This window comes from Microbacterium sp. SORGH_AS_0862, from assembly GCF_030818795.1.
Lineage (GTDB): Bacteria > Actinomycetota > Actinomycetes > Actinomycetales > Microbacteriaceae > Microbacterium.
In genome coordinates this window covers 3,023,172-3,035,086 of the sequence record NZ_JAUTAY010000001.1, presented here as the reverse complement: position 1 = coordinate 3,035,086, position 11,915 = coordinate 3,023,172, and the positions used below count along the sequence as shown (strand labels likewise).

General features: G+C 68.8%; 12 protein-coding genes and 1 tRNA gene. 4 read left to right on the top strand and 9 right to left on the bottom strand.

The window, feature by feature from the left end; translation table 11 throughout:
• Positions 1–20: 20 nt before the first annotated feature.
• From QE377_RS14845 to QE377_RS14815, 7 genes are all read right to left on the bottom strand, one after another.
• The gene (locus tag QE377_RS14845) at positions 21–689 is read right to left on the bottom strand and encodes a hypothetical protein (protein ID WP_307324698.1); all 669 of its coding nucleotides are present in this window, start codon (positions 687–689) and stop codon (positions 21–23) included.
• A 70-nt stretch (positions 690–759) separates the two neighbouring features.
• Positions 760–1,632, bottom strand: a complete 873-nt coding sequence (locus tag QE377_RS14840) for a hypothetical protein (protein ID WP_307324696.1) — start codon at positions 1,630–1,632, stop codon at positions 760–762.
• Positions 1,633–1,718: 86 nt separating this feature from the next.
• Positions 1,719–2,567 (bottom strand): type II secretion system F family protein, encoded by an 849-nt coding sequence (locus tag QE377_RS14835; protein ID WP_307324694.1) that lies wholly within the window; start codon positions 2,565–2,567, stop codon positions 1,719–1,721.
• Positions 2,564–3,424: a type II secretion system F family protein gene (locus QE377_RS14830; protein WP_307324692.1), complete on the bottom strand. Its 861-nt coding sequence runs from the start codon at positions 3,422–3,424 to the stop codon at positions 2,564–2,566. The genes QE377_RS14835 and QE377_RS14830 overlap by 4 nt, the downstream gene beginning before the upstream one ends.
• A complete protein-coding gene (locus QE377_RS14825) occupies positions 3,421–4,584 on the bottom strand; it encodes a CpaF family protein (protein ID WP_307324690.1) in 1,164 nt (387 codons plus the stop codon). Before QE377_RS14825 ends, QE377_RS14830 begins: the two co-directional genes overlap by 4 nt.
• A gap of 91 nt (positions 4,585–4,675) precedes the next feature.
• Positions 4,676–5,281, bottom strand: coding sequence for a DUF4304 domain-containing protein (locus QE377_RS14820; protein WP_307324689.1), 606 nt, complete (start codon positions 5,279–5,281; stop codon positions 4,676–4,678).
• A gap of 136 nt (positions 5,282–5,417) precedes the next feature.
• Positions 5,418–5,711 (bottom strand): hypothetical protein, encoded by a 294-nt coding sequence (locus QE377_RS14815; protein ID WP_307324687.1) that lies wholly within the window; start codon positions 5,709–5,711, stop codon positions 5,418–5,420.
• A 236-nt stretch (positions 5,712–5,947) separates the two neighbouring features.
• Between QE377_RS14815 and QE377_RS14810 the strand changes: the two genes are divergently transcribed.
• The 3 genes from QE377_RS14810 (at position 5,948) to QE377_RS14800 (ending at position 7,579) form a co-directional block, all read left to right on the top strand.
• Entirely contained in the window at positions 5,948–6,670 is a 723-nt protein-coding gene (locus tag QE377_RS14810) for an alpha/beta hydrolase (RefSeq protein ID WP_307324685.1), read from the top strand.
• A gap of 75 nt (positions 6,671–6,745) precedes the next feature.
• A tRNA-Leu gene (locus QE377_RS14805) sits at positions 6,746–6,827 on the top strand.
• A gap of 59 nt (positions 6,828–6,886) precedes the next feature.
• Positions 6,887–7,579 carry a DedA family protein gene (locus QE377_RS14800; RefSeq protein ID WP_307324683.1) on the top strand — a complete coding sequence of 231 codons (693 nt, stop codon included), beginning with the start codon at positions 6,887–6,889 and terminating at the stop codon, positions 7,577–7,579.
• A gap of 15 nt (positions 7,580–7,594) precedes the next feature.
• On the opposite strand, the gene QE377_RS14795 is transcribed toward QE377_RS14800, so the two are convergent.
• The gene (locus QE377_RS14795; protein ID WP_307324681.1) at positions 7,595–8,458 is read right to left on the bottom strand and encodes a Ku protein; all 864 of its coding nucleotides are present in this window, start codon (positions 8,456–8,458) and stop codon (positions 7,595–7,597) included.
• Between the two features lie 115 nt (positions 8,459–8,573).
• Between QE377_RS14795 and QE377_RS14790 the strand changes: the two genes are divergently transcribed.
• A complete protein-coding gene (locus QE377_RS14790) occupies positions 8,574–10,949 on the top strand; it encodes an ATP-dependent DNA ligase (protein WP_307324679.1) in 2,376 nt (791 codons plus the stop codon).
• Here the strand turns inward: QE377_RS14790 and QE377_RS14785 are convergent, their stop codons facing one another.
• A complete protein-coding gene (locus QE377_RS14785) occupies positions 10,950–11,864 on the bottom strand; it encodes a cation diffusion facilitator family transporter (protein WP_307324676.1) in 915 nt (304 codons plus the stop codon). It abuts the gene before it with no gap.
• Positions 11,865–11,915 lie beyond the last annotated feature (51 nt).

Genomic DNA, 11,915 nt, shown 5'->3' with positions numbered 1-11,915 from the left:
CACGTCTCTCGCCGAGGCACCTAGCCGACTTTTGACCAGTCGCCGCATCGCTTAGATGTGAAATCCTGCCCCGGTCCGACTGTCACGGAAACGGTCCCGGCGGCGAATCCGTTGTCGACTATGTCGCTGTAGTTCGAACCGGTCGTGTAGATCGCCCAGTAGCAACTCTCCGTGGTGCTGTTTGCCTGGTAGGTGCCGGGCTCCATTGTCGAACCCACCGTGTACGTGAAACCGTCCTTGAGGGTCGTAGCTGCAATGCGGTCCTCGGTGCTCTTCACCGCTGCTTCTCGCGCAGCGACATCGGCTTCGCGTTGGTCAAGGGCCTGTTCGGTACGTTCCAGCTCGGCAGCCTTGTTGTACGCCGGCTCGTACAGCTCAACACGGCCCTCCAGCTCTGCCGTCCTGCTCTCAAGGTCCCGCACCGTCGCGCCGTAGTCGTTGCGCTGCTGCTGCGCCTGTGTGGCTTCTGCGTAGTTAACTGCGTTCAAGATGACCATGGCGACGAGCGCGACGAAGAGCGCGACAACGCCCACACTCAGGCCGAGGGTCAGCCGGTCCCGCCACAGCACCCCAATCTTCAAAGAGGATCGGGCACCATCATCGGCCACGTCACGCACTTCATCATTCAATTGATCCCCCAATGATCCGGCGCAGTCGTCTGACGCGCCACCAACCAGCCTTTGACTCATCGCTCGACCCCAGAAGAGCGATCCTGGAACCGAAGCATAGACCCGCGATCCTGCGGACCAAATGGCGCATTCATCGCGGCACCGGGATTGGTGTGAACCCTGACTGCGGTGAACCGATCTGCAGCTTCACCAGCGTCTCGTTCGCGCGGAACGCGTTCCATGTGCGGAAGAGGTAGAACAGCGCCTGACCGGGCAGGATGCGCCTCGACGCGCCAGCCTGCAGATCACTGGACACGCGCCTCGAGAGGGTGAGGAACGGGTCTCCAGGGCCACTCTGAACTCCGTCACGGATCCGGTTGAAGAACTCAGCAGTGTCGTCGACGTCGATCTCGGAGAACTCGAGGAACGCGAGCCCGAGCGCGCTCACCGGAAGGCGCAGATAGCGGTACATGGCGCGAGCGTGGCGGGCAGCGAAGTCGATGTTCGGGACCGACATGACCGCTTCGGCCATCTCGGTCTTCGTGAGGGTCGCGCTGCCACCGATGTGGGACGCGGCGTGCTTCACGTCGCCGGCCTTCCACGCCACATGCAGACGAGCGATCGCGCCGACATCCTTCGCGTCAGCCTTATCCGCCAGCCCGGTGATGATGAGCATGTCCCCCGTGTTCCGCGCGGAACCCGAGTCGAGCACGACAAGAGCGCTGTCGCTGATCCCCCGCACTACGAGCACCCACGCACCCCGTCCGGCGGTGACGATCGCGTGGCAACGGTTCTGCCCATCGATCAGCTGCCCATGGATGTCGAACTTGATCGCCTCCCCCGTGATCACCCAGTTGTCGTTCTGAATGTCACGGACGTACCCATTGATGCGACTCTTCTTCACGTTGCGGTTGCGGTCGATGTTCTTCGCCAACCACGACACCGCCATCTCCGGCGTCACGAAGACGTACTCCGCCGTCTCTCCGTTCGGACCGGTCGCGATCGACTCAGCCAGCGCGTTCATGTGCGATTCCTTCTTCCGATGGATGATGGAGAAGGTCTATCGCGTACGACGCTGGGAAATCGAGCCGTGCAGAAAGCTCCTGACTTCTAGTTGACAGGCAGAAGCATGTAGATCTCTTTGCGCCCGGCCTTTTCGATGAGAACTCGCTTGGCGTCCTCGCGCGCGTCGGCCGCCTGCGCTTGCAGGACCTGCGCGAGCGGCGCCCCGCGGTCGATGGCCGCGACGATCTGGTCGATGCTGCGGGCGACGGCGGGTGTATCGATCGCCCGACCGACGGAGGCGAGCGCGTCACTCAGTGACGACCCCGTCCCGACATCCAGCACGGCGCGACGCAGCTCCGTCACGATCTCGCCGGAGCCGACGGACGAGACGCGTCGTATCGCATCGAACGCGCTCTCTCCTGCGGCGAGGCACAGGGCGAGGAACTCCAGGATGGTGGGCAGCTCCTCCGCTGCCCGCGCCGAGCGCGCCCGAGCGGCCGCGCCGAGGCGCAGGTCGTAGCCGATCGCCCCGGCCGCGGCTCCGAGCAGAGGAAGGACGCCGACCGCGGGGGCGAAGGAGCCGGCGACGACCAGCGCCACGACCAGGACTGCTCCGGTGACGAGCCCGACGACGGCCCAGGTCAGCTGGCGCGCGCGGAAGGCCGCCGCATCCATCGCCCATCCCGCACGGCGCAGCCTCACCTCGAGATCGGCCGCACCGCCCACGCGAGCACCCAGCCGGCGCACCAGTTTCTCCCCCGCGTCGCGCACGGGCGCATGCAGCGGCGTCAGTCCGCGCGGGTCGGCGATGTCGCGCAGGTACGGTGCGATGCGGCGCCCCAGCGAGACCGCGCGCCACCGCGGCGTCGCCCAGAGGATCAGGGAGATCCCGGCACCCAGCGCTCCGCCGAGGAGCACCGCGAGGGCGACGTGGGTGACGGCGGCAGGGGTCATCCGAACCACCTCCGCGGCTCGGGGAGTCGGCCGACCGCCAGCATTATGCGGAACGCCGCGACGGAGACGACTGCGCCGGCGACGATCAGCACGACCCCTTCCGGGCTCGAATAAGCGGCGGACCCTTCCGGTCGGAGCGCGAGCAGCACAAGGATCACCCACGGTGCAAGCAGACCGAGTACCGCCGCGCCGCGCACCCACGACTGCCGTGCGTCCACTTCGGCACGCACCGCCGCATCCGCCCGTACCGCGCTCGACAATGACCGCAGGACGGGCACCAGCTCGGTTCCGCCCACCTGGCGCGCCATCCGCAAGGTCTCCAGGATGCGGTCGGCCACCGGGTCGGACAACGCGACCTTCAAGCGATCGAGGCTGGTCTCGAAGTGACCGGATGCAGCGAGGTCCCGCGCGAAACCCGCGAAGGCGGGCCGCAGGGGTGTGGGTGCGGAGGTCTGCAGCGATGCGAGGGCATCCGGCAGCGCGAAGCCGGCCCGCACCGATGCGATGAGCAGGTCGCAGACGTCGGGCCAGAGTCCCCGCCGGATCTTGAGGAGCCGACGCGCTCGGCCGCGGAGCCACAACACGGGTGCCGCCGCCCCCGCGAGCGCGGCGAGCAGGGCGAACGCCGGCACCTGTGTCAGCAGCCAGGCGAGCGCCGCGGCAAGGACAGCGACGCCGGCGCAAGCGAGGATCAGCACACTGACAGACAGGTGCGCGAAGCCCGCTTCCGCCAGCACCATCGCGCCCCGAGATCTCCGCGGCGCGGGGCGGCCCGTCCCCGCACTCGCGGGCCACAACCGCGGTGCGAGCATGAGCAGGATTCCGGCGCCGAGGAGCGCACCGAGAAGGATCGTCATCGGGTCACCTCGTAGACGGGGACGACCTCGACCACACCATCGATGACCTCCCCGGTCGTCTGCATCACCTCCACGACGTGCCGTGCGCCGCGCGCATCCTGGGCGCAGTGCACGACGAGGTCGATGCTGGACGCGATGGCGGGCACGACGAAGTCCCGATCGATGTTGCGTCCCGCGAGCAGTGGCAGGGATGCGAGCTTGACGAGCGCGTCGCGTGCCGAGTTCGCATGGATCGTCGCCGCGCCGGGCACGCCTGTGTTGAGCGCGAGAAGCAGATCGAGCGCCTCCGCGTCGCGTACCTCCCCGATGATCAGGCGATCGGGCCGCATCCGGAGGGCTTCTTTCACAAGCCGTCGCAGCGTCACCTCGCCCGTTCCCTCGAGACTGGGCTGGCGACCCTGGAGCGCCACGATGTCGTGCGCGTCGACCGCCAGCTCGAAGGTCTCCTCGACCGTGATGATGCGCTGGTGCGGAGCGCATTCGGCGATCAGCGCGGCGAGCATCGTCGTCTTGCCCGCGTGCGTCGCACCCGACACCAGGATGCTGTCGCCGTGGCGCATCGCCCGACTCAGCCGTTCGGCGACCTGGGGCGACAGCGTGCCGGTGGCGACGAGTTGGGCGAGCCGGCGGTAGCGCGGCAGGAACTTGCGGATGTTGACGGCCCAGTGCTTGCGGGTGATGCCGCCGATGACGACGTGCAGCCGGCTCCCGTCGGGAAGCGACGCATCGACGAACGGCTGACTCAGATCGACACGTCGCCCGGTCGCGTGCAGCATGCGCTCGACGAGCTCCCTTACCTGCGCCTCGGTGAGCACCACGCCGGTCCGCTCAGAGCGGCCCTCGCGAGCCACAAACACCCGGTCGGGCGCGTTGATCCAGACCTCCTCGATTTCCGGATCGTCGAGCAGGGGTTGGAGAGGCCCGTAACCGGCGACGGTCGCGAGCACACCGCGGACGGACGCGTCCTCGTCGTCGAGCGTCGCCGCGCCCCGCGCGAGAGCCGCATCGTTGTGCCGGCGAACCTCTGCCCGAGCCAACCGCTCCCCCGCCTCCGGGTCCCGCGTGGGGTCGATCCCGTCCGCGCGCAGACGCGCCCGCACCCGTTCGGCGAGCGTTGCCTCGGCGAGCATCGCATCGCGAAGAGCAGACGACGGTGACATGCGCAGCATCCTGAAGGCGATCCACCGCCGCGCGCTGGAGTTATCCACAGCCGCCACGCAGGATCGCCTCGCGGACGGCTGGAGCGCCGAGTCAGTCAGGCAGACTCAGCCCGTGCCGACTCGCGACAGTCGCGAACTGCGCGCGAAGGCGGGGCCATCTCTCTTCCTGGCCGAACGTCGCCAACGCCTGCCGGTACTGCGCGGTGCGCTCAGCCTCGTTCCCGGTCACGCACCACCAGGCGAACAGGTCGACGTCGAGCCCGGTGCTCACCGCCAGCTTCGCCGCTGCAAGCTCGTCCGCGGAGCGGATGGCATCGAGATGATCGGCGAGGATCTCCATCGCCTCACGCAGCTGCGGAACCAAGGCATCGTGAGACCACGTTTCGAGGTCGATCCACTGCGCCGGCCAGTCCGCGATGCTCTCGAAGCGCTGACGGTACTGCGGGGTCCCCGCCGTCATCGAGGCCGGCACCGACTTGCCGATCGCCTCGTCGAACGCGGGCACGTACGCCGCTCCCTCGATGTAGATGCGCAGATGATCTCCACCGTTGCCGTGGCTGCGTTGCAGCACGATCTCGTGGGCCGCATCGGGCGTCTCCCTCATCCAGGTGAGACGCTTCTTGCGATAGCCGCGCGGCTTGAGCACAGGCACGACCGCCTCGGCCACCAGCGCCACCAAGCGAGCTTCCAGCTCCATGCTCTCGATACCCCCGTGTGTTGCCCTGGCCGCAGCGTAACGTTCAAGACCGCTGTCTGCCGCAGCACACGGCGAGGGCCGGGCTGATATGCCCCGAAAGGCATGCCGTGTCGGTCCCGGCCGTTTCAGAGGGTGATCAGACCGCCCCGCGACGCGGACGGCGCAGAAACCACACCATTCCGCCGATCACGATCAGCAACACAGCGATCAGCGCAGCAAGAGCGGGGCCGACGCGCCCGTCACAGCGAGTCGACACGGCGGAACGTCGGCGATCAGCTGACGGGCGATCTCCGACCCCGTCGACGCCGACACGGTACGGCGTCGAGGTGGCGAACCGGTAGCCGTCGCCGATGCCATTCGTCGTGTTGCCGAAGTTCCGGAGGAAGTAGTTGCCCGTCTGCTTCGACCGCGACCGCGCGGCTCGTCTCATCGAGCACGTCACGCGCGATCAGACCGGTAGGGGTCGGCGTGAGCGATCGACGGGCTGACCAGTGGTGCGGCGACGATTGCGGCGAGGACGAGGCGGCGGGCCTAAGGGATGTTCGGCGGCGCGCCCGCGCGTGCCGAGTTTGTCGAACGGCATTGCTCGCGCGCGAGCAAGACGGGACGGTCCTGGCGCCGTAGCGTCGGCCGCACCATCCACCCCCAGAAACAAGGAGTTGTCTCGTGGCCAAACCCACCATCGTCCTGGTGCACGGCGCGTTCGCCGACGCCGCCAGCTGGGCGCCCGTCACCCGTGAGCTGCTCGACCGCGGCTACGACGTGCGCGTTCCCCCCGTCTACAACCGCAGCCTCGGCGAGGATGCCGCATCCATCAAGGCGTTCGTCGAGACCATCGACGGCGACGTCGTGCTGGCGGGTCACTCTTACGGCGGAGCGGTCATCACCGTCGCCGGCGAGGCCGCGAACGTCGTCGCGCTCGTCTACGTCTCGGGCTACGTGCTCGAGGTCGGCGAGAGCCTCGGCCAGCTGCAGGGCGGTTTCCCCGACTCCGAGCTCGCCGCCAACCTGGTCTACACGCCGTACCCGGTGCCCGGCAGCGACGAGCCCGGCACCGACGTGTCGGTCGCGATCGCCGCGTTCCCCGAGGTCTTCGCCGCCGGCGTGGACCTCGCGCGCGCCCAGGTGCTCGCCGTCTCGCAGCGACCGCTGTCGGCGGCGGCGTTCTCCGAGCCCGCGACGTTCGCCGCATGGAAGACCAAGCCGGCGTGGGGCATCGTGTCCAGCGAGGACCACACGATCAACCCCGAGGTCGAGCGCTTCGGGTACACGCGTGCCGGCCTTCGCGGCATCGTCGAGCTTCCCGCACCCCACCTCGCGATGCAGAGCCACCCGATGGAGGTGGCCGATCTCATCGAGACGGCGGTCAGCGAGGTCACCGCGTCCTGACGCGACCTGTGCGTCGCCGTCATCCGCGGCGACGCACAGGTGATCCGAAGAGCGCTGGATAGACTGTCCCCACCCGCGGGAGTGGTGAAATTGGCAGACACGCAGGATTTAGGTTCCTGTGCTTTCGAGCGTGTGGGTTCAAGTCCCACCTTCCGCACGGGGACGGGGGCGTGCTACCCGCGCCCCGCATCCTGACATCCGATCGACGGGACGCCCGTGCACTCCATCGCCCTCATCCCCTGGCTCTCCCCCGAGACGATCATCGCGGCGGCCGGCCCCTGGGCTCTCGCCGTGGTCTGCTTCATCGTCTTCGCGGAGACAGGACTGCTCATCGGCTTCCTGCTGCCCGGCGACACGCTGCTCATCATCTCCGGACTGCTCTCGCATTCCTCGGATGTGGCACCCAACGGTGTCTTCGGCGTGAACGTCTGGGTCGTGGCCCTGCTGATCGGTCTCGCCGCCTTCGTCGGTGGCGAAGTCGGCTACCTCATCGGCCACAAGGGCGGGCCGGCGATCTTCGAGCGCAAAGAGTCGGGGCTGTTCAGCAAGAAGAACGTCGAGCGCACGAATGCGTTCTTCGAGCGCTTCGGCGGGCTGACCGTCATCTTCGCCCGGTTCGTCCCGATCGTGCGCACCTTCGCACCCGTCGCGGCCGGTGTCGGCCACATGCCGTGGCGCAAGTACAGCCTGTACAACCTGATCGGCGCCATCCTCTGGGGCTTCGGACTCACGATGATCGGGTTCCTGGTCGGCTACATCCCCTGGGTCGCGCACATCGTCACCGAGTACATCGACATCATCCTCATCGGCGTCGTGGCGATCACCGCAGCCGTCACGCTCTGGCACTACTTCCGCGAGCGCGCGAAGGTCAAGAAGGAGCAGCGCGACGAGGCCGCATCGGGCGAGTAAGCCCACCGCATCCGGTCACGACGCCTTCGAGCTCTTCTTCCGCTTCGCCGCGGGCTTGTCGTCGCTCGTGGATGACGCGTCCTTCTTGGACGCCCGACTGCGCTCGACGCTGGCTCGCAGGGCCGCCATGAGGTCGATGACCTCGCCGCCGTCCTTCCCCTCGTCGTCCTCCTCGCCGAAGGTGGCCGAGGTGTCGACGCTCTCCCCCTTTTCGAGCTTCGCCTCGATCAGCGTGCGCAGCTGCTCCTGATACTCGTCGCGGAACTCGGTGGGATCGAAGTCGGACGAGAAGCTGTCGACGAGCGCCGCCGAGAGCTCGAGCTCCTTGGCGGAGATCTTCACGTCCTCGTCCAGCGACGGGAAGGATGCCTCGCGCACCTCGTCCGCCCAGAGCAGCGTCTGCAGCACGAGCACGTCACCGCGTACGCGCAACGCGGCCAGCCGCGTCTTCTGGCGCAGGGAGAACTGCACGATCGCGGTACGGTCCGTCTGCTCGAGCGTGCGCCGCAGCAGCACGTACGCCTTCGGTGACGACGAATCCGGTTCGAGGTAGTACGCCTTGTCGAGGGTGAGCAGATCGACCTGATCGCTCGGCACGAACTCGACCACCGAGATCTCGCGTGATTTCTCCGCCGGCAGCGACTCCAGGTCCTCCTTCGTGAGCACCACCGTGCGGTCGCCGTCGTCGTATGCGCGGTCGATGTCGGCGTACGGCACGACCTCGCCGTCGAGCTCGCAGACGCGCTGATACCGGATGCGGCCTCCGTCCGCCGCGTGCACCTGGTGCAGCGACACGTCGTGGTCCTCGGTCGCCGAATACACCTTCACCGGCACGTTCACGAGCCCGAACGCGACCGCGCCCTTCCATATCGACCTCATAGGCCTAGTAGACATCCGAGCAGCGCGCCGCGGCTAGGGGTTGCGGTCCTGTTGCATCCGACGTGCGAGGGCGCAACGGGTGCGCGTCGGACGCACCGGACGGCAGGATGGGCGCATGTCCGCACGCGAGCAGACCGTCGACGTCGAGGGCCGCCGCATCCGCGTCAGCCATCTCGACAAGGTGCTCTATCCCGCCACCGGCACGACCAAAGCCGAGGTCATCGACTACTACGCGCGCATCGCGCCGCTGCTGCTCCCCCATCTCGACGGCCGACCCGTGACCCGCAAACGTTGGCCCGACGGCGTGGCATCCGAGCCCTTCTTCGCGAAGAACCTCGAGCGGAGCGCCCCCGAGTGGCTGCGGCGTCAGAGCATCGAGCACTCCACCGGCACGAAGGACTACGTGCTCGTCGACGACGTCCCTACCCTGGTGTGGCTCGCGCAGACCGCCAGCCTCGAGTTGCACACCCCGCAGTGGCGCTTCGGCGCCGACGGGCGCCCCTCGGACCCCGACCGGCTCGTCCTCGACCTCGACCCGGGCGACGACATCGACCTTCCCACGGTGGCCGAAGTCGCGCGATGGGCGCGCGCGATCCTCACGGATGCGGGCCTCACACCTTTCCCCGTCACGAGCGGCAGCAAGGGCATCCACCTGTACTGCGCGCTCCCGGCCGGTCAGACGAGCGAGGCGGCGTCCGCGCTGGCGAAGGAGCTGGCACGGTCGCTCGAGGCCGACCACCCCGATCTCGTCGTCAGCAGCATGTCGCGGGCCCTGCGTCCCGGGAAGGTTTTCGTCGACTGGTCGCAGAACAACGGCAAGAAGACGACCATCGCCCCGTACTCGCTGCGCGGCCGGGCGCGGCCGACGGTGGCGGCGCCGCGCACCTGGGAGGAGCTGAACGACCGCGGGCTCGCGCAGCTCGATCTGACGCAGGTGCTCGCACGCGCCGAGACCGACGGCGACCTCCTCGCACCGCTCCGCCCCCGACGCGGCGCTGCCGACCCCCTCCGCACCTACATCTCCAAGCGATCCGCCGACCGCACGCCCGAGCCGGTTCCCTCCGATCCCGCCGCCGAGCCGCCATCCGCGGGCGCGCTGCGGTTCGTCATCCAGGAGCATCACGCCCGGCGCCTGCACTACGACCTGCGCCTCGAGCACGACGGGGTGTACGTGAGCTGGGCCGTGCCCAAAGGCGTTCCGGAGACGCCGAAGCGCAATCACCTCGCCGTCATGACCGAAGACCACCCACTCTCGTACGGCACTTTCGAGGGCAGGATCCCGGCGGGCGAGTACGGCGCGGGCGAGGTGACGATCTGGGACACCGGCACCTACGAGGCGGAGAAGTGGCGACCGGACGAGGTCATCTTCACCGTCACGGGGCGGGAGGACGGGCCCCTCGGTACCGCCCGGCTCGCTCTCATCCGCACCGACGGCGAGGGCGAGAAATCGACCTGGCTCCTGCACCGGATGAAGGACGACGCGGTGTCGGCCGCATCCACTGCCCCATGGCCCGACGAGCTCTCGCCGTCTCGCCTGCGTCCGATGCTCGCCGAGAACTCGACACCCAGCCTGGCGGCGGCCGCCGCCGGACGATGGGGCGAGCCGTGGGCCGAGATGAAGTGGGACGGCGTGCGCGCCCTCGCGTTCTGGGACGGCGAGCGGATGCTGCTGCGCGCCCGCAGCGGAACCGACATCACCGACCGATACCCCGAACTCACCGCGGACCCGGGTCTCGGGCGCGCCGCCTGCATCCTCGACGGGGAGATCGTCGCGCTGGATGAGCGCGGGCGGCCGAGCTTCCCCCTGCTGCAGTCGCGCATGCACCTCACGAAGGCGGCGGAGATCCGGCGCGAGGCGGAGCGCATCCCCGTGCACCTGCACGTGTTCGACGTCCTCGCTCTCGACAGAGAGGACCTGACCGCCCTCCCGCTGCACGAGCGCCGCAGGCGCCTCGAGGGCCTGTCCCGAGACCTGAATCCCCCGTGGATCATGCCGCCCGTGTTCGACGACCTGGATGCGGCGCTCGAGGCCAGCACCGCGTTCTCGCTCGAGGGCGTCATGGTGAAGAACCCGGCATCCGTGTACCGGCCGGGCAGGCGGAGCGACCAGTGGCTGAAGATCAAGCACGTCGCCGCGCAGGAGGTCGTGATCGGCGCGATCCGGCCCGGTCGCAACGGCCGCGGCGGCATCGGGTCGCTGCTCATGGGCGTGCCCTCACCCGAAGGGCTGCGTTACGTCGGCCGGGTGGGGACAGGCTTCAATGAACGGGAGCTGCGCCGGCTCGACCAGGTGCTGCAGCCGCTGCGCACCGACGCTTCGCCCTTCCTGGACGTGCCGCGCGCCGATGCCTCGGATGCGCTCTGGGTGCGCCCGGAGATCGTGGCGGAAGTCGGCTACGCCGAGGTCACGCCCGACGGCAGGCTGCGACAGGCACGCTGGCGCGGGCTTCGGCCCGACAAGAGCCCCGATCAGGTGCGCAACGAGACGTGATCAGGCGTGCGCCTCGTGCTCGACGTGATCGGCGGGCTCGAGCTGGAAGGTCGAGTGCTCGACGTCGAAGTGTTTCGCGAGGCAGCCCTGCAGATCACTGAGGATGCGGGCGGCGCCGCCGGTGGCGTACGCCTCCTCGTCGACCACGACGTGCGCCGTGAACACGGGCGCGCCGCGGGTGAGCTGCCACACGTGCAGGTCGTGCACGGCGACGACACCGGGGGTACCGAGGATGTGCGCGCGGATCGTGTCGACCTCGACGCCTTTCGGCGTCGCCTCGCTCAGCACCGAGACGACCTCGCGCAGCAGGCCGATGGCGCGCGGCACGATCATCGCCGCGATGAGCAGCGACGCGATGGCGTCGGCCGGCAGCCAGCCGGTCAAGAGGATCACGACGGCGGCGACGATCACCGCGACCGAGCCGAGCAGGTCGCCGAGCACTTCGAGGTACGCGCCGCGCACGTTGATGCTCGTCCGCTGCGCCGCACCCAGCAGCCACATCGCGACGGCGTTCGCGATCAGACCGACCGCGGCGACGCCGAGCATCAGTCCGCCGGCGACCTCCGCCTCGGCCGGGTTGACGAGCCGCGTGATCGCTTCGACGCCGACCCACAGCGAGAGTCCGAGCAGGATCACGCCGTTGGCGAGAGCACCGAACACCTCGGCGCGCTGATAGCCGAAGGTGCGGCGGTCGTTGGCGGGGCGTGCCGCCACGGCACTGGCGATCAGCGCGATGACAAGCGCTGCCGCATCCGTCAGCATGTGCGCGGCGTCCGCGAGCAGCGCCAGCGACCCGGACAGGATCGCACCGACGACCTGCACGACGAACACCGTCGAGGTGATCCCGAGCGAGATCGCGAGCAGGCGGCGGTTGCTGCCGCCGCGGACTCCGGATGCGGGCGCGTGATCGTGCATGGCACCAGGCTAGGCGCCGCGTCCGGGCCACAGACGGTTTGCGCGCAATCG